This is a genomic window from Shewanella sp. SW1 (genome assembly GCF_025653545.1).
Taxonomy (GTDB): Bacteria; Pseudomonadota; Gammaproteobacteria; order Enterobacterales; family Shewanellaceae; genus Shewanella; species Shewanella oncorhynchi.
On sequence record NZ_JAKKSG010000017.1, the window covers coordinates 32,464 to 57,569 of the forward strand.

The following is a 25,106-nucleotide window of genomic DNA, read 5'->3' on the forward strand; positions in this document are numbered from 1 at the left end:
ATCTGCGCTAGCTCAATGCAGTAGGTTTTGTTTAAAACCTAAGTATTTAGCAGGAACGCGGCGCATTGTCTTTCCTTCAAACGTAGTGCTTGTGGATATGATTACAATTAAGAAAGGATTGGAACTGCCTATAGCAGGCGGACCAGAGCAAGTTATCCATAATGGCCCAGCCATTAAACATGTAGCTACTTTGGGTGAAGAGTATATTGGCTTACGTCCAACGATGAAAATCAAAGTGGGCGATAAAGTACAAAAAGGTCAGGTTCTTTTTGAAGATAAGAAGAATTTAGGCGTTAAATATACGGCTTTAGCCAGTGGTACTATATTAGACATTAACCGGGGCGCCCAGCGTGTTCTGCAGTCTGTTGTCATTGAAGTGGAAGGAAACGAAAGCGTTACCTTTGCTAAATATGATGCCACTGCACTCGATACGCTCGACTCGCAGTTAGTCCGTGACAATCTGATCGAATCAGGTTTATGGACTGCTTTGCGTACTCGTCCTTTTAGCAAAGTTCCTGCTGTAGACTCTTCTGCTGCTGGTATTTTTGTAACCGCAATAGATACTCAACCTCTTGCCGCTGATCCCGTTGTGGTGATCCGTGAGCATAAAGAAGATTTTGCTAATGGTCTTAAGGTCTTAGCAAGACTTACTGACGGTAAAGTTTACCTTTGTAAAGCGCCTGGCGCTGATATTCCTGCCGCAAACGCCCAAGTTGAAGAATTTGCTGGTGTGCACCCTGCAGGATTAGTCGGTACTCATATTCACTTCTTATTGTCTGCCTCTGCAAAACGTACCGTTTGGCATATTGGTTACCAAGATGTAATAGCAATTGGTCAGCTATTTACGACGGGTGAACTCAATACCGAACGTGTTATTGCGATCGCAGGCCCTAAAGCGGCTAAGCCAAGACTCGTACGCACTGTTGTGGGCGCGAGCATGACTGAATTAACCGCAGGTGAAGCTTTAGATGGCAATGTTCGTCTGATTTCAGGCTCTGTTCTGAATGGTCGTACAGCCGTTGGCCCACAAGGGTATTTAGGTCGTTACCATGTTCAAGTAAGTCTGTTAGAAGAAGGTACAGAGAAAGAATTTTTAGGCTGGGTATTACCAGGCTCAGACAAATATTCTATCACTCGTGCATTCTTAGGACATCTTGCTCCTTCTCGTCTGTTCAGCATGACGACCAGTACAGGTGGTTCAGACCGCGCTATGGTGCCAATTGGTAACTATGAGCGTGTAATGCCATTGGACATTCTTCCTACTATGTTGTTGCGTGACTTGATTTCAGGTGACTTTGACGGTGCTGCTACGTTAGGCGCGTTAGAGTTAGATGAAGAAGATCTCGCACTGTGTACGTTCGTATGTCCAGGCAAGTATGACTACGGTTCATATCTGCGTGACTGTTTAGATACGATCGAGAGGGAAGGCTAATGAGCTTGAAAGATTTTTTCGAACGTATTGAACCCGACTTTGAAAAAGGCGGTAAATACGAAAAGTTTTATGCCTTATTCGAAGCGGCATACACGATTTTTTATACCCCAGGTAAAGTGAACAAGGGCAAAACCCATGTTCGCGATAACCTCGACCTAAAACGTATGATGATTACGGTTTGGGCTTGTGCTTTCCCCGCGATGTTCGTGGGTATGTACAACGTAGGTTTGCAAGCTCAATTAGCGCTCGTGGCTGGTTTTGCTACCCCTGACGTATGGCAAGTGAGCTTGTTTAGCATGTTCGGTACCGAACTGACGGCTAACTCTGGCTGGCCAGCGCTGATGTGGTATGGCGCCTGTTTCTTCCTACCTATCTACGCGGTGACGTTCGCCGTCGGTGGTATCTGGGAAGTGCTGTTTGCCTCTGTCCGCGGTCATGAAGTCAACGAAGGTTTCTTCGTTACCTCTATCCTGTTCGCTTTAACGCTGCCAGCAACTATCCCATTATGGATGGTGGCGCTGGGTATCACCTTCGGTGTGGTCGTGGCGAAAGAAGTGTTCGGTGGTACAGGGCGTAACTTCTTAAACCCAGCACTCGCGGGTCGTGCCTTCCTGTTCTTCGCGTATCCGCTGAACATGTCGGGTGATACCTCATGGGTTGTGGCTGACGGTTACTCTGGTGCAACTGCACTGAGCCAAGCGGCATCTGGCACCTTAGATTACGCCATTAATCAAAACTGGTGGGATGCGTTCTTCGGTTTCATTCCTGGTTCTGTCGGTGAAGTGTCTACATTAGCGATTCTGTTAGGTGGTCTGGTCATCATCTATACCCGTATTGCTTCATGGCGCATTGTTGGTGGTGTGATGGTGGGTATGATTGCCATTTCTACGCTGCTTAACTTTGTCGGTAGTGACACTAACCCAATGTTTGCAATGCCTTGGTACTGGCACTTAGTGTTAGGTGGTTTTGCGTTTGGCATGATGTTTATGGCGACAGACCCAGTGTCAGCGTCATTTACTAACCAAGCTAAATGGGCATACGGTATCTTGATCGGTGCAATGGCTGTGTTTATCCGCGTGATTAACCCTGCATTCCCAGAAGGCATGATGTTAGCGATTCTGTTTGCTAACCTGTTCGCGCCATTGTTCGACCACTTCGTGGTTCAGGCAAATATCAAGCGGAGGATTGCCCGTGGCTAGTAATAAAGATTCGTTCGGCAGAACGTTATTTATCGTCGTTGGCTTATGTCTAATTTGTGCGATATTTGTGTCTACTGCAGCTGTGTTACTGAGACCGACTCAAGCAGAAAATAAACTGCTTGATAAGCAAAAGTACATTCTGGAAGCCGCTGGTCTTATCGATACTAAAGCTGGCAAAGTGACCAAAGCGCAAATTCTGGATACATACGGCAAACACATCGAAGCTAAACTGGTCGATTTGAAAACGGGTGCTTGGGTTGAGGGTGTTGATGCTGACACTTATGATCAACGTAAAGCTTCTCGTGATGTGAAAACCTCATTTGTACCTGAGAATGACATCGCTTCAGTGAAACGTGTTGCTGATAAGGCTGTGGTTTATCTTGTTCGTGACGGGCAAGGTAAATTAACCAGTGTCATTCTGCCAATCCATGGTTATGGCCTATGGTCTACTATGTATGCCTTCCTTGCTATGGATGCTGACCTAAACACAGTGCAAAGCTTAGTCTACTACGAGCACGGCGAAACGCCGGGCTTAGGTGGCGAAGTGCAAAATGCTCAGTGGAAAGCGAAATGGCATGGCAAAAAGTTATTTGATGAGCAAGGTAAACTCGCTATCAGCGTAACGAAAAACCCAACTGTTGCTAGCACTGAGTACGGTGTAGATGCATTATCTGGCGCAACCTTAACGAGTAACGGTGTACAACATTCACTGACATTCTGGTTGGGTAAAGAAGGTTTTGCGAGTTTCATTGAAAAAGCACGCAATGGAGGTCTCAACTAATGTCTGACGCTAAAGAACTGAAACAGGTTCTGACCGGACCTATAGTCAACAACAACCCGATTGCTTTACAAGTACTTGGTGTATGTAGTGCATTAGCGGTAACGAGCAAGCTCGAAACTGCACTGGTAATGGCGTTGGCGTTAACTGCGGTAACTGCGTTTTCGAACCTGTTTATCTCAATGATCCGTAATCATATTCCAAGCAGTGTGCGTATTATCGTACAGATGACCATTATTGCCTCTTTGGTAATCGTGGTTGACCAATTGCTGCAGGCTTATGCTTATCAGATCTCTAAGCAGCTGTCGGTATTCGTCGGTCTGATTATTACGAACTGTATCGTAATGGGTCGTGCCGAAGCTTACGCGATGAAAACACCGCCAATGATGAGCTTTATGGATGGTATCGGTAACGGTTTAGGTTACGGTGCAATTCTGTTAGCTGTTGGCTTCGTACGTGAACTGTTTGGTAACGGTTCTCTGTTCGGTGTTGAAATCCTGCACAAGATCTCTGATGGCGGCTGGTACCAACCAAACGGTCTGCTACTACTGCCTCCGAGTGCGTTCTTCCTGATCGGTGTTTTGATTTGGATTATTCGTACCTATAAGCCAGAGCAAGTTGAAGCAAAAGGGTAAGTGCGATGGAACATTATATTAGCCTGTTAATTCGCTCTGTTTTCATTGAAAACATGGCACTGGCCTTCTTCCTAGGTATGTGTACTTTCTTGGCTGTGTCTAAGAAAGTCACTACAGCCATGGGCCTAGGGATTGCGGTAGTTGTAGTGTTAACTATCTCTGTCCCAGCAAACCAAGTTATCTATCAAGGGCTGCTAGCTCCTGGTGCACTTGCTTGGGCTGGCGCACCTGAAGCTGACTTAAGCTTCTTGAAATTCATTACCTTTATCGGTGTGATTGCGGCTTTGGTTCAAATTCTGGAAATGGCACTGGACAAGTACTTTCCACCTTTGTACAACGCATTAGGTATTTTCTTACCTTTGATCACAGTGAACTGCGCGATTTTCGGTGCGGTATCATTCATGGTTGAGCGTGACTACAAGCTGGGCGAGAGTGTGGTGTTTGGTTTCGGCTCAGGAGTGGGTTGGGCATTAGCTATCGTATTGATGGCCGGTATCCGTGAGAAGCTGAAGTATGCCGACGTGCCTAACGGCCTACGTGGTTTAGGGATTACCTTTATCACCGCTGGTTTGATGGCCTTAGGTTTCATGTCGTTTTCAGGTGTGTCTCTGTAAGAGATACATAACGGCTTCTTGAATTGGACCTTCTAAGGATAAGTTAATGGATATTCTTGGTATTTTTAAATCTACTCCGCTCGAGGTTTACCTCGGTGTGAGTATGTTTACTGCTATCGTCCTCATCTTGGTATTAGTGATTTTATTCGCTAAGTCTAAGTTAGTGGCTAGTGGTGACATCACGATCGGCATTAATGACGATCCTGAAAAAGCGATTACAACCGGTGCGGGCGGTAAGTTGTTAGGCGTTTTGGCTAACAGCGGTATCTTCGTATCGAGTGCGTGTGGTGGCGGTGGCTCATGTGGCCAATGTCGCGTGGTGATTAAGTCTGGCGGCGGCGATATTCTGCCAACGGAACTTGACCACATCAGCAAAGGTGATGCCCGTAAAGGTTGTCGTCTTTCTTGTCAGGTTAACGTTAAGAACGATATGGAAATCGAGCTTGACGAAGAAATCTTTGGTATCAAGAAATGGGAATGTGAAGTTATCTCTAACGATAACAAAGCCACTTTCATTAAAGAACTGAAGCTGCAAATTCCTGATGGCGAGTCTGTACCATTCCGTGCTGGCGGTTATATTCAAATCGAAGCACCAGCTCATCATATTAAATATGCAGATTTTGATGTACCTGCACAATACCGTGGCGACTGGGAACACTTCGGTTTCTTCAATCTTGAATCTAAGGTTGATGAAGAAACTATCCGTGCATACTCAATGGCTAACTACCCAGAAGAGTTCGGCATTATTATGCTGAACGTGCGTATTGCTACGCCTCCACCACGTAACTTGACTCTGCCTTGCGGTAAGATGTCATCTTACATTTGGAGCTTAAAAGCTGGCGATAAAGTGACAATTTCTGGCCCATTCGGTGAATTCTTCGCGAAAGATACCGATGCAGAAATGGTGTTTATCGGCGGTGGTGCGGGTATGGCGCCAATGCGTTCACATATCTTCGACCAGCTGAAGCGTCTTCAGTCTAAACGTAAGATGAGCTTCTGGTACGGTGCACGTTCTAAGCGTGAAATGTTCTACGTAGAAGATTTCGACGGCCTAGCGGCTGAGAATGATAACTTCGTATGGCATGTGGCACTTTCAGATCCTCAACCAGAGGATAACTGGGATGGTTACACAGGTTTTATTCATAACGTATTGTATGAAAACTATCTGAAAAACCATGATGCTCCAGAAGATTGTGAGTTCTACATGTGTGGACCTCCAATGATGAACGCTGCCGTAATTGGTATGTTGAAAAATCTTGGTGTCGAAGACGAAAACATCCTGTTGGATGACTTCGGCGGCTAATGTTCATTAGTCCTAGATAGAAAAGTTGCAGATGTTGAGGTTAACCTTTCATCTGCAACTTTTGCATTTAAGGGCCCAAATAAGAGTAGTAGGTCACTATGTTTCAGACCTTAAAGATCAATACCTCAGTGTTAAAGTATTCATTTAACTGGCTAGTCCTCGTGGGACTGGCCTTTTTTGTTTCAGCCTGTTCTAAGCAAAACGAAGTCATTTCGTTGGCCGGCAGCACTATGGGCACGACTTATCACATTAAAGTCGTCCCGAATGAGCAGATGCCGACGGCGCAGTTACTTCAAGCGGAAATTGATTTAGCCCTTGAGCTAGTCAATGACCAGATGTCGACCTATCGGCCTAATTCAGAATTATCCCGTTTCAACCAATTGCCATTGGAGCAAAGTGTTGAAGTCTCACCGGATACCATAAAAGTGGTGCAAGAGGGAATACGTTTATATCAAGTGACGGATAAGGCACTTGATATTACCTTAGGTCCTTTAGTTAATCTGTGGGGTTTTGGACCTGATAAGCGTCCAACGAAAGTTCCGACACAGGCTGATATTGATGCGGCTAAAGCCAAAACAGGGATTAGTGAACTTTCCATTGAAGGCAACCGTCTAAGTAAGCACAACACCTATTTATATGTAGATTTATCATCAATCGCGAAGGGATTTGGGGTTGATAAGATCGCTTCCATTCTTGATAAATACCACGCGACAGGGTATTTAGTTGAAATCGGTGGCGAACTGAGTATCAAAGGTGCCAAAGGTGATGGAAGCTCTTGGCGTGTTGCTATAGAGCAACCGACCAATGATGGCTCTGAAGCCGTACAGCAGGTTATTGCACCTGGTACTATGGCGATGGCGACCTCTGGCGACTATCGTAATTATTATGAAGAAGACGGCCAACGTTTTACGCATATAATCGATCCGCGTACTGGTTTGCCGATAAATCATAAGTTAGCATCCGTGACTGTATTGCATCAAAATTGTATGACGGCCGACGGTTTTGCGACGGCCATGATGGTTTTGGGCACAGAAGCATCATTGGAGCTTGCCAAGAAGGAACACTTGGCGATAATGCTAATCGAAAAGCAAGGCGACGGATTTAAGGTCTATTACAGCGACGCCTTCAAGCCTTTCCTTATTTAGTTTTTGGAGTAAACCATGACCTCTTTTATCGCGGCATTTGTGATCTTGTTAGTCTTCTTTTTGCTCATGTCGATTGGTTATCTCATCAAGCGCAAAGCCGTTGAAGGAAGTTGTGGCGGTTTAGGTGTTCTAGGGATTGAAAAAGCGTGTGATTGTGATGACCCTTGTGACAAACGTAAACGTCGTATGGCCGCTGAAGAAGCGCGTCGTGAGAAGTTAACGAAAGACCGCATTATCTAAATAGTCTTGATTCGATCATAGCCTCCGATTTAGGGGGCTATTTTTTGCCTCGTATTTTCTTACACGGGTTAATCATTTGAGATTTATCCTTGGGATTAGAGTGGGATAGCAAGTTAATCTAAGCAGGAATGAGAATGCTTTTCATCATTAAGTGAGTGAAATATAAAGATAATTTGAGTTGGTCGATAAATTGTACTAGGCTAGAAGCTTGATTTAGATCAATCTTTTCACGCTTACCAAGGATAGTAACTTATGAAAGGTCATCCTAAAGTGGTTGGGCAACTGAATCGGGTGCTTACCTGTGAGTTGACCGCCATCAATCAATATTTCCTCCATGCCCGCATGTTTAAACATTGGGGCTTAGAGAAGTTAAACCACGTCGAATACAAAAAATCCATCCAAGATATGAAGCATGCCGATAAGCTCATCGAGCGAGTGCTGTTTTTGGAAGGTCTGCCTAATCTGCAACAACTCGAAAAACTTCGCATTGGTGAACATAGCCAAGAGATGCTCGACTGCGATCTGGCCATGGTGCAAGAGCAGCTTACATTGCTGCGTGATGCGATCAGCTTGTGTGAAGCCGAACAGGACTATGTGAGCCGCGATCTGCTGGAAGATATTCTCGAAGACGAAGAAGAGCACTTAGATTGGCTCGAGTCGCAGCAAGAGCTCATTACGCTAACCGGTATTCAAAATTATCTACAATCGCAAATTAGCGACCAATAGGAGCAAGATATGAAAGGCGATAAAGACGTTATCGATGCGTTAAATCGACTCCTAACGGGAGAACTCTCGGCAATGGATCAGTATTTTGTCCATGCCCATATGTATGAAGATTGGGGCCTGAATGAACTCTATGAGCGTATCGCCCATGAGTCAGATGATGAGAAAGCCCATGCAGCCAAATTAGTGCAGCGCATTTTATTCCTCGAAGGTACACCCAATGTTGCCGCCCGTGAGGCATTGAACATAGGTAAAGATGTAGAAGAGATGCTACGTAATGATCTTGCCTATGAATACAAGGTCGCGGACGATTTGCGCAAAGTGATTGCACTGTGTGAGCAGAAGCAAGATTACCAGACCCGTGAAATCCTTGAAGTATTACTCGACGATACAGAGTCTGACCATATGTATTGGCTCGAAAAACAACTTGGGCTTATTGACCGTGTTGGATTGCAAAACTACCTGCAAACTAAGATGTGAGCCTTAGATTGTTAGGTTGAGTAAATACCTAGGCCACTGAGTGTAATGGCCTAGGAAACTCAGTTATTAAGTATGTCTGTTGTTCCTCACACTTGTCTTGTTCTCTTTTCCTGCGCTAGGCCACATCTTATTGGCCCCAAATCTATCAGGAATACTTGATTACTGTTTTTATATACAGTATTTTGGCGTTGGAGGAATTCAACGTGCGAAAAATTATTCATATCGATATGGACTGCTATTTTGCTGCAGTGGAAATGCGCGACTTTCCTGAGTACCGTGGCAAGCCTTTAGCCGTGGGTGGCAGTAGCGACCGTCGCGGTGTTATCAGTACTTGCAGTTACGAGGCACGTAAATTCGGTGTACGTTCAGCAATGGCAACGGCTTATGCCTTTAAGTTGTGCCCTGAGCTGATTTTAGTACCAGGCCGGATGCAGGTTTACAAAGAAGTGTCGCTACAAATTCGTGAAATATTTTCCCGCTATACCCAATTAATTGAGCCGCTTTCCTTAGATGAAGCTTATTTGGATGTGAGTGAGTGCCAACAATATAAGGGCTCTGCGACCTTGATTGCCCAAGCGATTCGTCGCGATATCTTAGCCGAAACGGGTTTAACCGCATCGGCGGGTATCGCGCCAGTAAAATTTTTAGCTAAGGTCGCCTCGGATCTGAACAAGCCAAACGGCCAATATGTCATTACGCCAGAGACGCTTTCTGAGTTTGTTAAGACCTTATCGCTGCGTAAAATTCCCGGTGTTGGCAAAGTCACCGCCGAAAAGCTCTCTTCGCTCGGGCTCAATACCTGTGGCGATGTGCAAGCTTATTCTAAACCTGAGCTCTTAGCGCGATTCGGTAAGTTTGGTGGTGTGTTGATTGAGCGTTCCCAAGGCATAGATGAACGGGGTATATCTGCCGACAGAGAGCGCAAATCAGTGGGTGTTGAAACCACGTTAGCAAAGGATATTTATAGCTTAGAGCAGTGCCAGCAGGTGATGCCGAGTTTGATCCAAGAACTGTCGTTGCGTTTAAGTCGCAGTGCTAAGGAACGCAAAATACATAAACAGGTGGTCAAACTTAAGTTTAACGATTTCAAGCAGACTACAATTGAGCACCGCAGCGATGAAGTCTCGATTGTAATGTTCTATGAGCTACTCGCACAGGCTATGGAAAGGCAAGAAGGCCGTGGCATTCGTCTATTGGGTATTTCGGTCGGCCTTACCGATTCTACTCTTGTCGTCACCACAAGCTTAAACGGCCAGACTCAGCTGGATTTAGCACTCTAGCCGTTTATTGAGTTGATAAGCCGCAGACTCATGCCTGCATTGGCTCAATAAGCCTCGGGTGGATTCGCCAACATAAAATCAATTAACAGTCTGACCCGTAAGGGCAGGTTGTCCCGATCGCGATACATCAAGTAGGCGGTGCGCGGAATACCTTGCCACTCGGGCAGTATTTGAATGAGTTTGCCACTTCGTATCTGTTCACTCGCCATGCTGATGGGTATGAGTCCAATCCCAAGCCCCGCCACCACGGCCTGACAGGCAATCGCCATATCATCGACGGCTAATTTGATATTCCCCCTTGGTTCAAACTCGACATTTTCCCCTGTGCTATTGTGCTGTAAACTCCAAGTTTTTGTGGGCTTGGCGATGATAATCGAATGCTGATCCAGCTCTTCAATCGATTGCAGCGCATGCCACTGCGTTGCCGATGTGCTGGCGCAAAGTACAAAGCTAATCGTGGTAAGTGGCCTTGCAATCCAATCGGGATCTTTAGGTGCGCCCACTCGAAAGGCGATATCGATGGCGTTTTCACTGACATCGATATTCATGTTCGACAGACTTAAATCGATATCAATATTGGGATAATGCCGTTGGAAGGCGTTGAGTGATTCACCCAGCCAGCGATAGGTTGTATTGATGGGCGCCGAGATCCGCAATTTGCCAACCGCTTGATGTTTATCCGCATGCAACTCACCAGATACCTGGTTTAACTCGATAAATAGCGGGCCGCAGCGTTCGAGATACCGCTGACCTGTGGCGGTAAGGTTGACTCTATGGGCGTCTCTGTGCAGTAAACGCAGACCTAAGGATTGTTCTAACAGATTGATTCGACGGCTTAAGGTTGAAGGTGGAATGCCTAAGTGCTGCGCCGCGAGCTTAAAACTCCCTTGCTGTGCCACCACCCAAAATAAGCGCATATCGTCTAAGGAATAATTAAGTTTCATATTTGGAATTTAAGCTCTCAATCTTGTTGGTTTTAATAATATATGAAACTTATAAACTAAGCTCAATCCCAATTACCTCCCTAGAGGCCGATATGAAATCCCATACACCTTACATGACATTCGTTTGTCTACTGATTTGCGTTTTTAGCTGGGGCAGTGTGTTTCCGATTGCTAAGCGAGTGCTGGAGGAGATGTCAGGAGAGTCCCTCGTCTTCTGGCGTTTTACCATTGCGGCTGTGACTCTAGCGTTATATATCGTTTTTACTCGTCAGGCTTGGCCCAAATTGAGTTTGGTGCAATATATTGTCATAGCGTTAGTGGGTGTGATTGGTGTAGGCGGCTTAAATCTGGCGTTATTTAATGGCCTGCAGCATACCTCTGCTGCCAATGGTGCCTTGATTATGGCGCTCAGCCCGCTGGTGACTTCAATCGTCAATGCGCTATTACAGCGTGAATGGCTCAGCAGACAACAAGTGTTTAGCTTAGTGGGGGGATTGGCGGGCGTACTGCTAGTGATCACCAACGGTAGTGTGCAGCAGTTGCTCAACTTTAGTTTTAACCAAGGTGATGTGATGATTGCCGCCGGCATGTTGGCGTGGAGTGGTTATACCATTTGTTCGCAACGGGTCGGCCATTGGTTGCCTGTGTTGCCCTTTACCTTGCTGAGTATGATAGCTGCCAGTGTGTCTATGTCCGTGGTTGGGCTTGGCCGAGGTGAATTTCACCCTTGGCTGGAGTTGATGGAACTGTCGGCAACGGCTTTTTCTAGCGTGCTCTACATAGGTTTGTTCGCCACTGTGCTCGGTTATCTGTTTTGGATTAACGGTGTTAAGGCGCTTGGCCCCGCTAAGGCATCGATTTTTTTTAATCTCGTGCCCGTTTTTGCAGCATTAACGGCGTTAGCCATGGGGCAGGCGGTGACGGAAATTCAGTTGGTAGGGATGCTGATCGTGATCCTTGCGTTGATGTTACCTATGTTAGTCAACCTACGCGAGGCAAGAGGCTTAGTGGTTAAGCGCTGCTAATCGGTGCTAGCTTTGCTGTTTAAATATAAGGGAGCACCTGAATTCAGATAATCACTGCGACAGGTTTATGCTCCCTTATTCGTTTGAGGGGACCTTTCAAACATCACTGATTTACAAAAGGTAACTTATATAAAAGCTTTCACTCTCAACAAATTACAGTTTAAAGCGGCTGACCAGCGCAGTGAGATTACTCGCCATTGACGAGAGTTGTACGCTTGCTGCGTAGATTTCATCAGTGGTTCGTAGACTCTCCTCCGACTGTTCGGCAATGTGTTGAATATTTTGATGGCTCTCGTTGGCCATAGTGGTTTGCGCTTTAGCCGCGAGGGCGATTTGATTGTTCATCTCACTAATTTGGCTGACCATTTCTGCAATATGCGCTAAGGCTTCACCGGCATTACTGGCGGCTTCTACGCTTGAGATAGCCTTTTCATTACCGATATTAATCGCTGCCACAGCGCTTTGAGTGCCATTTTGCACATTGGCGATCATCAATTTAATTTCTTCGGTTGATTGGTGAGTCTTAGAGGCAAGGGATCGCACTTCATCGGCAACCACTGCAAACCCGCGTCCTTGTTCGCCTGCTCGCGCCGCTTCAATTGCGGCGTTAAGGGCTAATAGATTCGTCTGTTCGGCAATGGCTTGAATCACCTCAAGCACGCGGCCGATATGTTGGCCTTCCTGTTCGAGTTTATTGATCTGCATTTCTGCCGTGCCTACATCTCCCGCAAGTTCACGAATCACATTGATGGTTTTTTTCACTCTTGCCTGACCGTCGGCGGTAAATACGTCGGCTTGTTTAGCGGCATCGGCGGCATGACTGGCACTGACTGATACTTCTTGCACTGATGCGGCAATATGATCGCTGGCATCGGCGATTCTGTGGGTTGCAGCTTGTTGATCCATCAAGGTATGTTTTGCTGATGCGCTGGTTTTGGCTAGACCTTCGGCAGCGGTGTTGAGTTCTGCTGTAGACTGTTTAAATTGCGAGATAATACCGTGTAAGTTATCGAGAAAATGATTGAATGCCTTGGCGAGATCACCAAGCTCGTCTTTAGAGGTTAAGTGGACTCGTTCGGTCAAATCGCCATCACCATCGGTAATGTCGTGGATTTTTGCGAGTAAAACCGCCAGCGGTTTGCTGATGAGTTTAGGCAGTGCAACGATAAAGAGTATGCAGATCAAGAGACTGATGGCTAAGGCAATTAACTGCATCTGTTGTCCATGATTGGCATCATCATCTACTTGGGCTATCGCTGCGGTAGTATTACTATTTAAATCATTGATTAAATGATTAATGTTCTGGTGTAGTTGCTCGAATTGCGTTGCTGCTTGACCGAAACTAAGATCAATCGCCGTCGTTCTACCGTTACGGCCATTTTGGGTGCGTTGATTACTGATTTCTGTGGTTGTCGCTCGCCAAGTATCGAAACTGTGATTTAATTCATTGAGCTTATCTTTAGCGAGGGGACTTGTGGTCACATCGGCAAACTTATCAATATGTTCTTTAACCAGAGAGATACTATTAGTGTGCTGCTTTAAAAGGTCGTTGTAAGAGTCTGTGCCCACGTTAACAAACATCAGGCTGCGCTCGGCCACTTGAGCTTGATAAAGCTCTTTATCGGCCTGTAGGAGTTCAGATTGGCTAGGTAAGTATTCAAGCGCGAGTGTATTCGCGCTGTGATTTAAGGCTTTGAGTCCTAAAATGCCAGTTGAAGAGGCGAAGATGACTACGCCGGCGAGTAGCAGACTCGGATAAGTCAGTTTCTGATTAACGGATAGATCTTTATACCATTCCATAGTCACGCCCTCCTTGATTGATGCACTGAAAAGGTGAGAGCCGCAATAACCTCTGTGGTAAGAGGATGCAGCCCATCACTGGCGTTCTCTGGCAATTAGAGTCCAAATTGATCTAGGTTGATCCCAATCGTGATAGCACCAATTGCAGCATCGCCATCCATCACTGGAATAGAAATTTGTACTAGATAGGCTTGGGAGCTCTCGTCAAATTTGACCGGACCTATGTGTTTATCGCCTTTGCCATTGGCGAAGGATTTTTGCCATTTATCCTCATCACCCTGCCAATAATCTGAAGTTTTACTGATCATGGCGACGTTCGCGCCTTGATTGTCCATGAGGAAAATTTCTTGGTAGTAAGGTTTGCTGGCTTCGAAGGTCGTGAGAAACTTAGCCGCTTCGTTGTTCATCAGGGATGACATAAAGTCATCAATACCTGCGGTGGCAATCCATTTTTCATCTAATGTTTTGATTGAATCTAAGCTTTTGCCTTGGGCGTTTTGCGCTTTAACGGCATTCACCAGTACCACTTCTCTGCCTAATGGCATCAGTGAATCGGCTAGGTTGATAACGGCTTTGGGGACTTCTTCGGCGAAACTGAGGTTACTGCTGAGCAGTAGTGCGGCGGCTGACAAGATTTTACCAAATTTCATGATCTCTATTCCTTAAGGTCACAGTATTGAAGGGGAAAGCGGTTATCTCTAAAAGCGCGATAAGCAAAAATACGTTAGGGTCAGACAGAACAACTATAGTAGAAAATTCAAGTTATTCAGTTCTTTCATAAAAATTTTATCGATGGCATTTCTACACAAATAGAATCCGCGGTAAAAAATAAGGCCACATCTGACTTGAGCAGATGTGGCCTTGAATTGAGTGAGCTAGGGTAAGGTTAGAACATTAAGCCTTGACTGGAATGCGCTCGAGTACGGCTAATAATAATGTCCAATATTGGCCGACTGTGGTGATGTTTACCATTTCGTCTGGACCGTGTGGATAGCGAATGGTGGGACCTATCGAGACCATGTCCATGTCTGGATAGGGTTTCTTGAATAGGCCGCACTCGAGACCAGCATGGATCACCATGATCACTGGCTCTTTGTGGTAAATGTCTTGATAGGTTTCGCGCACTATCGCCATTACAGGTGAGCTGTTATCTGGCTTCCAGCCTGGGTAAGCACCGCTTAAATCGATATCGGCTCCGGCTAAGTTGGTCAGCGCAGTTAACATGCCTTCGACTTGAGTACGGCCAGAATCGATCAGCGAGCGGATAAGGCACAGGATAGTGACTTCTTCATCGTTAGTGCTGATAACGCCAACGTTGAGTGAGGTTTCAGTCACACCTTCGACTTCATCACTCATGCGGATCACGCCGTTCGGACACACATGCAGCAAATCGATCAGGGTATTTTGGCTGTTTTCGCTCATCACACGTTTTGGTGTTGGGATAGTGTTTAACACTAAACGCATATCGGGATCGGCAATGGCGAGTTCGGTGCGGATAAGCGCTTCAAACTCAGCGACTTTTTCGTTTAATGCGCTGACGTTTTCTTCTGGCAACATAAAGCTGATGTTGGCTTCCCGTGGGATCGCATTACGCAGTGAACCGCCGCTAAATTGGGTCAACTCCAATGCTAAATCATCTGCGTTTTCAAAGAGGAAACGCGCCAATAGCTTGTTGGCATTGCCACGACCTAAGTGAATGTTCACCCCAGAGTGGCCGCCTTTTAAGCCAGATAAGTGCAGGCTAAAGGCTGAGTAACTTTGCTCAGAGGCTTGCCACACCATAGGCAGGGTGATTTGAGCATCGACACCGCCGGCGCAGCCCATGTAGATTTCACCTTCTTGCTCTGAGTCGGTATTGATCAGAATGTCAGCGTCTAACATGCCCGCCTGTAAACCGAAGGCGCCTGTCATGCCAGCTTCTTCATCTATCGTCAGCAGCACTTCTAATGGGCCGTGTTTGATATCATCAGAGCCTAAAATGGCTAAAGCCGATGCCATGCCAATACCGTTATCTGAACCTAAGGTTGTACCCTTGGCTTTAACCCAATCGCCATCGACATAAGCTTCGATAGGATCTTTAGTAAAATCATGCACTTTATCGGCATTTTTTTGTGGCACCATATCGATATGGGCTTGAATAACCACGATTTTACGATCTTCCATACCCGGCGTCGCAGGTTTACGGATGATCAAGTTGCCAACGGCATCCTCAACGACGGCAAGTTGTTTACTTTTAGCCCACGCTTGAATGTGCTGGCTTAAGGCTTGCTCATGCTTAGATGGATGGGGAATCGCGCAAATTTGTTCGAACCATTGCCATAATGGCTGCGGGTATAACTGACTTAAGGCTGTCACTTGAGTGTCCCTCATAAGGTCTTGTGGGTATAGGGCAAATTTGCGGCCATTCTACCACATTCTGTGCAGCCAAATAATCTCAGTGTCACAGGCTTTTGGTGAGCTGGCAGCCAAAGTTTCCAGTTCGATTTTTTCTGGGAGTGTCGGTAGCACTTTTAGATTGGTAATTAAGCGATAGAGCGGGAATAATGCAGGCACAATAATGAAAAAGGATGGGTCATGTTTCAAGTTAACTTCGTTGATGTAAAAGCAGAAAATGCCATTTTTGATGGTGAAGGCTGGGATGCGGTTGTGGTGGTGACGCCCGATCTGGATTCTATCGGTTTTGATGAGATAGGTTTATTGGCTCAGCACGGTGCCCACGTGGATAAGCGCGTGGGTAAGAGCCCGACATTACTGTTTGCCCCAGGGCTTGCGGGAGGGCGTTTGATCATTGCCCCTGTCACCCAAGTGAATGACGAGTATGTGGACGTGCGAGTCTATGCCAATGCTGCAAGGGCGGCGATTGCTATCGCAAAAGAGGCGGGCGCCAAACGTCCGTTGTTATATGTGGTGCCATCGAAGGAGCTGCGTTTTAGTTTTGCCTCTGAAGTCGCGGCGTTAGCCTGCGGTCAAGAACTGTGGCAAACCTTAGAGCTGCGTGAAGCGACGGGCTTAACACCTGCATTTGAGGCCATAGGGTTATTATCTTCATCAACCCATAACAGCAATTTGCTCAATGCCTTAGAAGCGGGCCGCGTATTAGCACGGGATTTGTGTGGTACTGAACCTGAGCGCATGTCGGCTAAAGCCTTTGCCGATTATTGTCTGCAATCCTTAGCGGGCAGCGTGATCAAAACCGCAGTGGTAGAAGACAGAGATATTTTAGAGCGTGATTATCCGCTGCTCAGTGCTGTGGCGCGTTCTTCTTTTGCCGTCGGTCGTCATCAGCCTCGGGTGGTGAAACTAGAGTATCTGCCAGAGGGTCAAGTGACTCGCACTTTCCTGTTTGCGGGTAAGGGCGTGATTTACGATACCGGCGGCGCCGATCTGAAAGTCGGCGGCGCTATGGCGGGCATGAGTCGTGATAAAGGCGGTGCTTCTGCCGTGGCGGGTTTATTTAAAACTCTGTCAATGCTCAAGCCTAAAGGTATTCGAGTGATTGCCGAGTTAGGTTTAGTGCGTAACAGCATAGGCAGCGAAGCCTTCGTGACCGATGAAATCATCACTAGCCATGCGGGTGTGCGGGTACGAATTGGTAATACGGATGCCGAAGGGCGCTTAGTGCTGGCGGATTTACTGAGCCATTTACGTATCAAAGCCGTGTCGGCGGTGAAGCCTGAGATGTTTTCGGTAGCAACACTCACAGGTCATGTCGTGCGTTGTTATGGCAGCTATCCCGCGGCGGTGGAAAACTCAGTGGCGAGTTCACAGCAATGCGCTGTCACTTTACAACAGCAGGCGACTCAATGGGGCGAACCCTTTGAAGTGTCTACATTACGCCCTGAAGACTTCGCTAAGATCCGCGATGTGTCAGGCGCTGCTGAAATATTATCTTCCAATAATGCGCCATCATCGATTACCGCCCGTGGACATCAATATCCCGCGGCGTTTTTACTGAAAGCGTCGGGGCTATTTGACCATGGTGTAACAGCCCCTATTCCATTGGCTTACATACACTTAGATATCGCAGGCAGTGCAACAGAAGGTGATCCGCTCTACGGCAAACCTACAGCGAGTCCGCTGGTGGGCTTGTATCAATATCTGATCAATCGCTAACGGGTAGGGCGTGTTGACGTTTCAGGGTTATTTTTGCAGCGAGTTGGCTGGCTTTTATGCAAGGTAAAGCCCGTGCGGTGTAGTTATTCTACATAAACGGGCGATAACGCAGCAGAAATGCCAGCCAAACGCTGCCCGAAGGGTTCGTCTGGCAAGCTCTTGCTCTTTGTCACTCGTCATTTGAGTAGAATAACTACACGTCACTCCTCGTTTCGCGATCACGAGCTTGCCAGAGCGAACAAAATTTAATCTCGAAACGTCAACACGCCCTAGTAACAAATAGAAATAATTCTGTAATATCTTATTTATTAGATATTTACAGGGTTATTTCTGTTTTTCTGTGAAGCAGGTCGCCATTAACCTCACTATAATTGTGTAATTTAATTACATTAAAAAGCCTTAATCAAAAAAAATACAAATAAAGGTTGTAATAAAACTACAAATCCATATAATTACTTTCGTGGATTAGGCACTACGCCTTTCCTCTCTAGTCTATCCAGGATGGATATTTTTCTCCAAGGACCTGAGTGACAAGTCGTCTCAACGGATATGAGAATCTCTAGTTCCAAGGAACCGAGCCAAGCTTCACTAGAGTACTTAATCACAACTAATTTAGGAGTATTGACTATGTCTTATACAGGCAACAACCATATTTATTGGCAAAACACTTGGTTTAACACTGATGTTTTGCGTGGCGGTTTATTCGCCATGAGCTTTAAGGCCTAACCCTCCTTAAAGTTTGAGTTTCCATCATCCATCAACCTTTGTATCGCCTTTTTTGGCGTGTTTAGACTCAAGTAGCATATTGATGTTTTTGCATGGATATGCCAGGTTTTTCCCGCTAGCGCGGTAATGTACTTCCCCGAAAGGGACGCTTGAAATATGTCTTTGCCTGCTCATTGAGCAGGCTTTTTTTTGTCTTTTTTTCGCTTAAGCATTTAACGGTTTTGCCTGATGGCAATGAGCGTAAACGGTTCGTTTTAGAAGTGATGCGGTATGGACAACAAATGGATAAGGGGTTCAATATACAAGCTATCGGCCTATCGCTTGTGCACTTGTTACTCAGGGACTGTTTATGGACACTAAGCTGTTTTTTCAAAATGGTAAGTTAACACTGGATGTCAACCCCAGTGAGATGCGAATGTCGCATTGGGTTTATGCGCCAGTGTTAATCAATACTGAAACGGCGGAAGTGCTTTTTGATTTATCAGGGAAGGGCTGGGATTTTCGGTCAGCAGAAGAAAATGGTGATGACATCATTTTAAAGCTTGCCCGTTATCCTGATGCGAACAACGTATTTAGGCTCGTTCTGAATATATCAAAAGACCGAGCAAGCCTTAACGGTAATATTTTTTCAATTAATGATGTGTGTAAGGTATTAGAGGATATTGCCTAACAAGTGATATATGGACATCTTGGTTTTTATTTATAAATCATAGCTTTAAATCTGCAAGGATATATGCGGCAACCCCTACCCAACTTAATAGTAAAAGCGTTATGGCAATCCAAGTCGCGGTGGTGAACTGACGTTGAGATTCGAATAATTCGTCTGAATCCTCTAGTTCATCAGTGTCATTAATTGTACGAGATTTTGCTCTCAACTGTTGTTTACGTGCTTTATCCCGTTCGCGAGCTTTGGCTTTTTGCAGCTTTTTATATTCAGCTATACCTTTTTTTATCCCTTGGGCAATGAGTTTAGTTTGCTCTTTGGTTTGTCCCGGCTTTTGGGTGGCTTTGGCTGCGACCAGTGCTTCTTGTTGAGTTTCTGTCGAGATAGTGGGTTTCATCTGGGCTCTGCCTAAATTAATGCGGCTGTGGCTAAAAGGTGATAGCTAAAGTGTAAACGCAGCGATTATACCCACATTAGACCTCAAAAACGTAAGATGAATATCTTCTTTCCATTAAAAAATCAGTGGATGTCCACCCTGTGGGGCGGGGATATATACGGGCTCGTAGTCCCATACTTCCCTAATGGTATCAACCGACAGAGCATCGGATGGCGTGCCTTCACTGACGATTCGCCCTTGTTTTAACACAATTAATTGATCGCTATAGCGCGCGGCTTGGTTCAAGTCATGCAGTACTACTATTACAGTGTAGCCTTGTTGGTGAGCTAAGTTTTGGGCTAACTCAAGTACTCTGTGCTGCTGGGCAAGATCCAACGCTGATGTTGGTTCATCCAGTAATAGTACGGGCGGAAACGGCGATTGCCTGAGTTGAGTTAAGACTCTGGCGAGTTGGACTCGCTGTTTCTCGCCGCCAGAGAGGGTTGGATAGCTGCGCTTAGCCAGATGGGTTAAGCCCACTTGCGCCAGTTGCTCGGCAACTAACGCATCTCCTTCTATCTTACTGATGGTTAAGGGATATAAGCCCATTGCTACGACTTCTGACACAGTGAAGGGAAAGGTGAGGCTGGCGTGTTGCGGCAGTACAGCTAAGGATTTTGCCAGCTCGCTCCTAGGCCAATCCGCCAGCTGGCTATGGCCTAGCCGTATACTTTGCCTTGGTGTGCTGATTTCTTGGCAAAGGGCTTTAAGCAGGGTGGATTTACCCGCACCATTTGGGCCGAGTAGGGCGGTTACTGCACCCGATTGAAACTGTACATTAATATCACTGAGCACGGTTTTTGGACCGATGCTGACATCGAGCTGACAAATGCTGAGCTGGGTGCGATCAAATTGCGCCTTGGCTGAATAAGTTGTCGATTGTGATGGTTGATTTGCAAAGGATGTTGCAGCCATAAAAACTCGCTTAGATTAGCTTACTGCGTTGTTGCAGTAGTAAAAAGATGAAGAAAGGTGCACCGATGAGCGCGGTGACGAGTCCAACGGGTAACTCGGCAGGCGGTAAAAAAGCGCGCGCGCCGATATCGGCCAATGCCAATAGGGCTGCACCTAAAAGTGCGCTGATGGGCAGCAGTTGGCGATGATCTGGCCCTAACATCATGCGCACTAAATGCGGTACGACGAGGCCGATAAAGCCGATAATTCCTGTTGCAGCTACACTTACGCCAACCCCTAAGGCGCAAAGCAAAATAAGCCTAAGTTTGAGCCTATCGACATCTATCCCTAAGTGGCGTGCTTCGGATTCGCCAAGCAGCAAGGCATTGAGTGCCGCCGCATCTTGGTGAAATCGCCAACTCAGTAGCGCTAAGGTCACAAGACACAGACTGACATATAGCCACTGCGCACCTGCAATCGATCCCATTTGCCATAAGGTTAAGTCACGTAGCGCCATGTCGTTGGCAAGATACGTGAGAACACCTATTCCTGCGCCTGCCAGCGCAGCTATGGCAACACCCGACAAAAGTAATAATACGACCGATGTACCTGTTGGGCTGCTGGCGAGTCGGTAGACGATAAGGGTGGTCACTAATCCCGATGCAAACGCACTGGTGGGGATCATCAACGGATTCGCGTTGGGTAGCAGCACGATACAGATGGCTGCGCCAAGTGCAGCGCCGGATGACACTCCGATAATACCGGGATCCGCTAAGGGATTGCGAAAAAGCCCCTGCATTACCGCGCCGCACTGTGCGAGCGTAGCGCCTACTGCTAACGCCAGTAATGTCCGTGGTAAGCGCACATTGTTGATTACCAGTTGCTCGTGGGGCGCAATATTGCCGATATTTTGTTGGGTAGCCCAATTGAACACTGCATTTAGGGCGTCGACAAAGCTGATGCTAACGGGGCCAGTGCTGACCGAGAGTAAGCCGCTTAGGGCTAACAGTGTGACGAGACTCGGCCAGAGCCAGCGGTTGAGGAACATCTCAAATATCCTTTCTATTTTTATCTGGGGCTAATTAGTGTTAACTGTGCTCATCGCTGCGTCTGTTAATGGTTTTGTTTGAGCAATGTGCTGGCGAGCGTATCCGCGGCGCTTATGGCACTGATGCCTAAACCACCGAGAAGGGCTTGCGGTGCTAGTGTTTGAATATGGCCGTTTTCACCTGCTGGGGTATGGGCGAGTAGTGGCATCTCTTTCAACAGTTCTTGAGCAATTTGTGCATTAGTCTGATCTGTGGGTTTATCGCTACGCTTTGACAGCAAAATAATGTCGGGCTGCAAGGATAGAATCCCTTCTTGAGACATGCTTTTGTAGCCATCAAACTCGGCGATATTTTGTGCCCCAGACAGCTCGATAATAGTATCTGCGGCTGTGCCTTTACCGCCAACCCGTGCACCGCGGCCTTCTTGTAACAGCATGAAGAGAATTTTTGGCTGAGAGCCTGCATCGCGCACTTGTTGTTTTTTACCCGCTAAGCTTTGCAGTTGTTGATGTAAATCTTGTTTTAATTTAACCGCATGTTCTTGGCGATTGAGTAAGTGACCTAAGGTATCCACATTGTTCATCAGTTGTGGTTCATCATTTGTTGCGGGTAATTGCACAACTTGGATATTCGCCTGTTTTAATACCTTTAGTGTGGTTTCTGGTCCCATCACATCTGAACCGACAACCAGCGTTGGGGAGAGGGCAATAATGCCTTCGGCGGAGAGCATTCTGTGATAACCAAGCTTAGCCACATGGCTCAAACTTTCAGGCACATAGCTGGTGGAGTCGATGGCGACTAGCTCATTGCCTGCGTCGAGGGCGAGCACGAGTTCTGTAACTCCCGTACCTGCACTCACGAGTCTTATCTCTGGCTCGGCACTCAGTTCAGCGCTAAAAACGCTTGAGGATAGTAAGGCCGTAAGTGCTGATGTGAAAAACATCAAATTTTTTAATGTCTTATATGTGCGTATATGTTGATAACGCTGAACTCTGGGACCTTTTTTTACTGGTATTTTAGTTGCTTGAAACAACATGGTTAAACTCCTAATACAACTTGTTCGCGACAGGCTTATATGCCGTTTTTTGATGTCAGACTTTTGCTTTCTCATTTAAATGGCTGGTTCGGATACGCTAATGCTCCATCAAAATTTGGGTCTGACTGATGGACTGCGTCTGCAACAGTGCAAGCAGTTGCATCAAAGGTTCCACTGGCGCGGCTTTGTCGGCGGCAATGACAACCGTCGCCTTCGGCATAGTCTGAAAATGTGCAGTAAATTCAGTGGTAAAAGTGGCTAAGTCATCAAACTCTTTGCCATCAATAGCCCAATAAGGCGCTGTTGCCATGATATTGATGGCAATTGTTTGTTTGTTGTCGATTGCCGTGATAGCTGAGCTTGGGCTTTGTGGCACATCTACCGGCAAACTTAATAATTGGCTATTTGCCGTCAGTAGTAAAAACACCAGCACGATAAAAATAATGTCGATTAACGCGGTTAAATCTAGGCTCGGAAGTTGCTCAGGCGAAGCAATGCCAGCCTGCGATAAGAATGATTTATCTGCACTTATCATGTCTGTGGCTCAATTTGAGAATGGGGCTTGGATGCCAATTTTTGCTCGACGCTGGTTTTACTGACTCGGGTGAATGCATGGTAATGATTGGCATCAATTGAAATATCTTCGATACCCGCTAACCAGAGATTGAGTTGATTGAGCACATGCCCAGCGCGCAGGCATTGGCCTTGAGCCCAGATCCCAAAAAGATGGGCGGCGGTAATGGCGGGCACGGCGATCATGAGTCCGGCAGCTGTGGTGTTCATCGCAAGGCCCAGTCCAGCACTGAGTTGTGCTGGAGTGACGGGGCCTTGTGATTGCCCGAGTTGGGCAAACATTTCGATGAGTCCTAATACTGTGCCGAGCAGACCGAGCAGTGGACTAATGATGCCAATCACTTGTAAAACCTTGAGTCCGGCTTGCAAGTCGCGTTGTTGCTTATTCAGCCACAGACTGAGTAATTCTTCCCTTAGCACTTTTGGCTGGTGGACTTGTTTGAGTAATAAGGTCGCGCCACGGGCGAGTAAATCTTGCTGTGCGCTGGTTTGCGCTAGCAGGGCGCTGACGTTTTCAGTGGTCGCCGCTGAGCTTGATTGACGCAATGCTTTTACCCAGGCCTGTTTTTGGGGCCAGATTGACAGCAGAGTTTGATGCAAAAACAAGGCGCTACGTTCAAGGCAGATCATCAAAGCTAAAAAAGCACATAACAACAAGGGCCAAGTGAGCACGCCAAGCTGAGTCTGTAGGGTTGAAAAATCAGTTACGGGCATTAAGCCTCTCCAATCGATTGAAAAAGTAGTTTTATATGTAAGTTAGTAAAACAAAAATCAGGTTAGTTGTGCGGTGGCTAATACTCCACGAGCTAATTCTCCACGAGCTAACTTTTCAGTGGCAACATTGGGCCTGTTAGTTGAGCGCGAAGCGAATAGGCACTCTGACCTTATAATGACTCGCTAGCCTTTGCGCTGGCGCCGCAAATTGCCAGTTTTCAACTGCATCTAAGGCGGCTTGATCTAACAGACTGAACCCTGAGCTTTTTACTAACGTCAGTGCCAGTTGCTCACCAAGTTCGTTAAACATCACTTCTATGGTTGCGGTGCCTTCTAGCCCTTTTTTACGCGCTATCTTTGGATAAGTCGGTTGCGGTGGTGCTGCAGCGAACAGCGGTTTGGCTAATTCCACTATGTTAGTTTGGGCACTGTCAGTTGTTACACTGGCTACATTTGGGGTCGCTTTTGCATCAACTTCGGCTGCGTTAGCGATTAAATCCATTTGTGCAGTTTTGGGTTCTGTTTGTTGTTCAACTTGTTCGAGTCGCTTATGTGCTAAAGCGCTTGGGTTTAAAGCGCTTGAATTTAAAGCACTTGGTTCTAAAGCGTTCGTCGCTAAAGGAGCAGTATCCGGAAGATTGTTAGCAGTGGGTTTTGTTGCTGAAGATTTTTTGGCGAGTTGGCTGTCAATTCGCTGATCAGCTTTAGTTTTTTCTATTGTCGGGATAACCGCCTTATCGACAGATTCTGCTGTTGATACTTTTTGCGCTGTACTGTTTTTTTGCACTGTACTGTTCACAGTGGCTACTTTGGTGTCTGTTTGCTTGATGGGCTCTGCACTCGTGTTGCTTGCAGCGCTTGTCGCTGTAGAAAAATTAAGGGTGACAGTATTCGCGCTGGGAGTGAGTGATGCTTGATTTACGCTCGATGTTTGGGCGCTTTGCTGCATAGTCATAGCGGGTTGGGAGGCGATAACACCCGTCTGGATGGCAACCGTTAACGCGCCAAAGGCAAGATATCGTTTTGGTGTCACAGCAACCTCTTTTTTTCCAATGAAAGCCATTTTCCTAATTAAGATATCTCAATATAAACAAGATCGCAAATGATAATGATTTGCATTTGATATATTTTATTATCTCAGGTAGAGTGCCTGCAATAGCTCGAATGAGCGCTTAAAAAAGCAGCTAAACCGACAATTTATCCTACTTTATGGGTACTGATTGCCTTGGGCTCGATCTGGAAGAGGCTCAATCTCGAAAGGGCCAAATCTGGAACAGACTCAATCTCGAAAGGATTGGCGTCT

At 46.4% G+C, this 25,106-nt stretch carries 26 protein-coding genes; 14 read left to right on the forward strand and 12 right to left on the reverse strand.

The window, feature by feature from the left end; translation table 11 throughout:
- Positions 1 to 97: 97 nt before the first annotated feature.
- The 11 genes from L5M71_RS15605 (at position 98) to dinB (ending at position 9,829) form a co-directional block, all read left to right on the forward strand.
- Positions 98 to 1,432 (forward strand): Na(+)-translocating NADH-quinone reductase subunit A, encoded by a 1,335-nt coding sequence (locus tag L5M71_RS15605; RefSeq protein ID WP_263208694.1) that lies wholly within the window; start codon positions 98 to 100, stop codon positions 1,430 to 1,432.
- A complete protein-coding gene (locus L5M71_RS15610; RefSeq protein WP_198780843.1) occupies positions 1,432 to 2,631 on the forward strand; it encodes an NADH:ubiquinone reductase (Na(+)-transporting) subunit B in 1,200 nt (399 codons plus the stop codon). Before L5M71_RS15605 ends, L5M71_RS15610 begins: the two co-directional genes overlap by 1 nt.
- Entirely contained in the window at positions 2,624 to 3,412 is a 789-nt protein-coding gene (locus tag L5M71_RS15615; RefSeq protein ID WP_028761566.1) for a Na(+)-translocating NADH-quinone reductase subunit C, read from the forward strand. Before L5M71_RS15610 ends, L5M71_RS15615 begins: the two co-directional genes overlap by 8 nt.
- Positions 3,412 to 4,044, forward strand: a complete 633-nt coding sequence (locus tag L5M71_RS15620) for an NADH:ubiquinone reductase (Na(+)-transporting) subunit D (RefSeq protein ID WP_006080467.1) — start codon at positions 3,412 to 3,414, stop codon at positions 4,042 to 4,044. Before L5M71_RS15615 ends, L5M71_RS15620 begins: the two co-directional genes overlap by 1 nt.
- Before the next feature lie 5 nt (positions 4,045 to 4,049).
- Positions 4,050 to 4,658: an NADH:ubiquinone reductase (Na(+)-transporting) subunit E gene (nqrE, locus tag L5M71_RS15625; protein WP_006080469.1), complete on the forward strand. Its 609-nt coding sequence runs from the start codon at positions 4,050 to 4,052 to the stop codon at positions 4,656 to 4,658.
- A gap of 46 nt (positions 4,659 to 4,704) precedes the next feature.
- Positions 4,705 to 5,961 carry an NADH:ubiquinone reductase (Na(+)-transporting) subunit F gene (gene nqrF, locus L5M71_RS15630; protein WP_028761565.1) on the forward strand — a complete coding sequence of 419 codons (1,257 nt, stop codon included), beginning with the start codon at positions 4,705 to 4,707 and terminating at the stop codon, positions 5,959 to 5,961.
- 98 nt (positions 5,962 to 6,059) lie between these two features.
- Positions 6,060 to 7,106, forward strand: a complete 1,047-nt coding sequence (locus L5M71_RS15635) for an FAD:protein FMN transferase (protein ID WP_263208627.1) — start codon at positions 6,060 to 6,062, stop codon at positions 7,104 to 7,106.
- A gap of 15 nt (positions 7,107 to 7,121) precedes the next feature.
- Positions 7,122 to 7,346 carry a (Na+)-NQR maturation NqrM gene (nqrM, locus tag L5M71_RS15640; protein WP_105250019.1) on the forward strand — a complete coding sequence of 75 codons (225 nt, stop codon included), beginning with the start codon at positions 7,122 to 7,124 and terminating at the stop codon, positions 7,344 to 7,346.
- A 252-nt stretch (positions 7,347 to 7,598) separates the two neighbouring features.
- Entirely contained in the window at positions 7,599 to 8,072 is a 474-nt protein-coding gene (gene bfr / locus L5M71_RS15645; RefSeq protein WP_006080475.1) for a bacterioferritin, read from the forward strand.
- Between the two features lie 9 nt (positions 8,073 to 8,081).
- Complete coding sequence (gene bfr / locus L5M71_RS15650; RefSeq protein ID WP_011918791.1) at positions 8,082 to 8,549, forward strand: bacterioferritin; 468 nt, start codon at positions 8,082 to 8,084, stop codon at positions 8,547 to 8,549.
- A 203-nt stretch (positions 8,550 to 8,752) separates the two neighbouring features.
- Positions 8,753 to 9,829 (forward strand): DNA polymerase IV, encoded by a 1,077-nt coding sequence (gene dinB / locus L5M71_RS15655; RefSeq protein ID WP_263208629.1) that lies wholly within the window; start codon positions 8,753 to 8,755, stop codon positions 9,827 to 9,829.
- 44 nt (positions 9,830 to 9,873) lie between these two features.
- On the opposite strand, the gene L5M71_RS15660 is transcribed toward dinB, so the two are convergent.
- Entirely contained in the window at positions 9,874 to 10,773 is a 900-nt protein-coding gene (locus tag L5M71_RS15660) for a LysR family transcriptional regulator (RefSeq protein WP_263208631.1), read from the reverse strand.
- A 92-nt stretch (positions 10,774 to 10,865) separates the two neighbouring features.
- On the opposite strand from L5M71_RS15660, the gene L5M71_RS15665 reads away from it, so the two are divergent.
- Positions 10,866 to 11,798, forward strand: coding sequence for a DMT family transporter (locus L5M71_RS15665; protein ID WP_263208634.1), 933 nt, complete (start codon positions 10,866 to 10,868; stop codon positions 11,796 to 11,798).
- 153 nt (positions 11,799 to 11,951) lie between these two features.
- On the opposite strand, the gene L5M71_RS15670 is transcribed toward L5M71_RS15665, so the two are convergent.
- The 4 genes from L5M71_RS15670 to L5M71_RS15685 all read right to left on the reverse strand — a co-directional run bounded on the left by L5M71_RS15670 (position 11,952) and on the right by L5M71_RS15685 (position 16,181).
- Positions 11,952 to 13,598 (reverse strand): methyl-accepting chemotaxis protein, encoded by a 1,647-nt coding sequence (locus L5M71_RS15670; RefSeq protein ID WP_263208636.1) that lies wholly within the window; start codon positions 13,596 to 13,598, stop codon positions 11,952 to 11,954.
- 95 nt (positions 13,599 to 13,693) lie between these two features.
- Positions 13,694 to 14,248 carry a cache domain-containing protein gene (locus tag L5M71_RS15675; protein ID WP_263208638.1) on the reverse strand — a complete coding sequence of 185 codons (555 nt, stop codon included), beginning with the start codon at positions 14,246 to 14,248 and terminating at the stop codon, positions 13,694 to 13,696.
- 244 nt (positions 14,249 to 14,492) lie between these two features.
- Positions 14,493 to 15,953 carry an aminoacyl-histidine dipeptidase gene (locus L5M71_RS15680; protein WP_028761557.1) on the reverse strand — a complete coding sequence of 487 codons (1,461 nt, stop codon included), beginning with the start codon at positions 15,951 to 15,953 and terminating at the stop codon, positions 14,493 to 14,495.
- A 51-nt stretch (positions 15,954 to 16,004) separates the two neighbouring features.
- On the reverse strand, positions 16,005 to 16,181 hold the full coding sequence (locus L5M71_RS15685) for a hypothetical protein (protein WP_219250307.1): 177 nt from the start codon (positions 16,179 to 16,181) through the stop codon (positions 16,005 to 16,007).
- Here L5M71_RS15685 and L5M71_RS15690 point away from each other — a divergent pair.
- Complete coding sequence (locus L5M71_RS15690; protein WP_263208640.1) at positions 16,173 to 17,711, forward strand: leucyl aminopeptidase family protein; 1,539 nt, start codon at positions 16,173 to 16,175, stop codon at positions 17,709 to 17,711. The genes L5M71_RS15685 and L5M71_RS15690 overlap by 9 nt on opposite strands.
- A 1,075-nt stretch (positions 17,712 to 18,786) precedes the next feature.
- On the forward strand, positions 18,787 to 19,107 hold the full coding sequence (locus tag L5M71_RS15695; RefSeq protein ID WP_263208643.1) for a hypothetical protein: 321 nt from the start codon (positions 18,787 to 18,789) through the stop codon (positions 19,105 to 19,107).
- A 37-nt stretch (positions 19,108 to 19,144) separates the two neighbouring features.
- On the opposite strand, the gene L5M71_RS15700 is transcribed toward L5M71_RS15695, so the two are convergent.
- The 7 genes from L5M71_RS15700 to L5M71_RS15730 all read right to left on the reverse strand — a co-directional run bounded on the left by L5M71_RS15700 (position 19,145) and on the right by L5M71_RS15730 (position 24,836).
- The gene (locus L5M71_RS15700) at positions 19,145 to 19,498 is read right to left on the reverse strand and encodes a DUF2956 domain-containing protein (RefSeq protein WP_263208645.1); all 354 of its coding nucleotides are present in this window, start codon (positions 19,496 to 19,498) and stop codon (positions 19,145 to 19,147) included.
- 114 nt (positions 19,499 to 19,612) lie between these two features.
- Positions 19,613 to 20,452 carry a heme ABC transporter ATP-binding protein gene (locus tag L5M71_RS15705; protein WP_263208647.1) on the reverse strand — a complete coding sequence of 280 codons (840 nt, stop codon included), beginning with the start codon at positions 20,450 to 20,452 and terminating at the stop codon, positions 19,613 to 19,615.
- Positions 20,453 to 20,462: 10 nt separating this feature from the next.
- Positions 20,463 to 21,479: a FecCD family ABC transporter permease gene (locus tag L5M71_RS15710; RefSeq protein WP_263208648.1), complete on the reverse strand. Its 1,017-nt coding sequence runs from the start codon at positions 21,477 to 21,479 to the stop codon at positions 20,463 to 20,465.
- A gap of 65 nt (positions 21,480 to 21,544) precedes the next feature.
- Positions 21,545 to 22,423, reverse strand: a complete 879-nt coding sequence (locus tag L5M71_RS15715; protein WP_411568967.1) for an ABC transporter substrate-binding protein — start codon at positions 22,421 to 22,423, stop codon at positions 21,545 to 21,547.
- 190 nt (positions 22,424 to 22,613) lie between these two features.
- Positions 22,614 to 23,051 (reverse strand): ExbD/TolR family protein, encoded by a 438-nt coding sequence (locus L5M71_RS15720; RefSeq protein WP_168824988.1) that lies wholly within the window; start codon positions 23,049 to 23,051, stop codon positions 22,614 to 22,616.
- A complete protein-coding gene (locus L5M71_RS15725) occupies positions 23,048 to 23,803 on the reverse strand; it encodes a MotA/TolQ/ExbB proton channel family protein (RefSeq protein WP_198572976.1) in 756 nt (251 codons plus the stop codon). Before L5M71_RS15725 ends, L5M71_RS15720 begins: the two co-directional genes overlap by 4 nt.
- 136 nt (positions 23,804 to 23,939) lie before the next feature.
- Positions 23,940 to 24,836 (reverse strand): energy transducer TonB, encoded by an 897-nt coding sequence (locus tag L5M71_RS15730; protein ID WP_263208650.1) that lies wholly within the window; start codon positions 24,834 to 24,836, stop codon positions 23,940 to 23,942.
- Positions 24,837 to 25,106: the final 270 nt, after the last annotated feature.

Excerpts from the sequence above, each read along its gene's own strand:
- L5M71_RS15605 (WP_263208694.1), top strand. The coding sequence starts at position 98 with ATGATTACAATTAAGAAAGGATTGGAACTGCCTATAGCAGGCGGACCA.
- L5M71_RS15610 (WP_198780843.1), top strand. The coding sequence starts at position 1,432 with ATGAGCTTGAAAGATTTTTTCGAACGTATTGAACCCGACTTTGAAAAA.
- L5M71_RS15620 (WP_006080467.1), top strand. The coding sequence starts at position 3,412 with ATGTCTGACGCTAAAGAACTGAAACAGGTTCTGACCGGACCTATAGTC.
- nqrE (WP_006080469.1), top strand. The coding sequence starts at position 4,050 with ATGGAACATTATATTAGCCTGTTAATTCGCTCTGTTTTCATTGAAAAC.
- nqrF (WP_028761565.1), top strand. The coding sequence starts at position 4,705 with ATGGATATTCTTGGTATTTTTAAATCTACTCCGCTCGAGGTTTACCTC.
- L5M71_RS15635 (WP_263208627.1), top strand. The coding sequence starts at position 6,060 with ATGTTTCAGACCTTAAAGATCAATACCTCAGTGTTAAAGTATTCATTT.
- nqrM (WP_105250019.1), top strand. The coding sequence starts at position 7,122 with ATGACCTCTTTTATCGCGGCATTTGTGATCTTGTTAGTCTTCTTTTTG.
- bfr (WP_006080475.1), top strand. The coding sequence starts at position 7,599 with ATGAAAGGTCATCCTAAAGTGGTTGGGCAACTGAATCGGGTGCTTACC.
- bfr (WP_011918791.1), top strand. The coding sequence starts at position 8,082 with ATGAAAGGCGATAAAGACGTTATCGATGCGTTAAATCGACTCCTAACG.
- L5M71_RS15660 (WP_263208631.1), bottom strand. The coding sequence starts at position 10,773 with ATGAAACTTAATTATTCCTTAGACGATATGCGCTTATTTTGGGTGGTG.
- L5M71_RS15665 (WP_263208634.1), top strand. The coding sequence starts at position 10,866 with ATGAAATCCCATACACCTTACATGACATTCGTTTGTCTACTGATTTGC.
- L5M71_RS15670 (WP_263208636.1), bottom strand. The coding sequence starts at position 13,598 with ATGGAATGGTATAAAGATCTATCCGTTAATCAGAAACTGACTTATCCG.
- L5M71_RS15675 (WP_263208638.1), bottom strand. The coding sequence starts at position 14,248 with ATGAAATTTGGTAAAATCTTGTCAGCCGCCGCACTACTGCTCAGCAGT.
- L5M71_RS15690 (WP_263208640.1), top strand. The coding sequence starts at position 16,173 with ATGTTTCAAGTTAACTTCGTTGATGTAAAAGCAGAAAATGCCATTTTT.
- L5M71_RS15695 (WP_263208643.1), top strand. The coding sequence starts at position 18,787 with ATGGACACTAAGCTGTTTTTTCAAAATGGTAAGTTAACACTGGATGTC.
- L5M71_RS15700 (WP_263208645.1), bottom strand. The coding sequence starts at position 19,498 with ATGAAACCCACTATCTCGACAGAAACTCAACAAGAAGCACTGGTCGCA.
- L5M71_RS15705 (WP_263208647.1), bottom strand. The coding sequence starts at position 20,452 with ATGGCTGCAACATCCTTTGCAAATCAACCATCACAATCGACAACTTAT.
- L5M71_RS15710 (WP_263208648.1), bottom strand. The coding sequence starts at position 21,479 with ATGTTCCTCAACCGCTGGCTCTGGCCGAGTCTCGTCACACTGTTAGCC.
- L5M71_RS15715 (WP_411568967.1), bottom strand. The coding sequence starts at position 22,423 with ATGTTTTTCACATCAGCACTTACGGCCTTACTATCCTCAAGCGTTTTT.
- L5M71_RS15720 (WP_168824988.1), bottom strand. The coding sequence starts at position 23,051 with ATGATAAGTGCAGATAAATCATTCTTATCGCAGGCTGGCATTGCTTCG.
- L5M71_RS15725 (WP_198572976.1), bottom strand. The coding sequence starts at position 23,803 with ATGCCCGTAACTGATTTTTCAACCCTACAGACTCAGCTTGGCGTGCTC.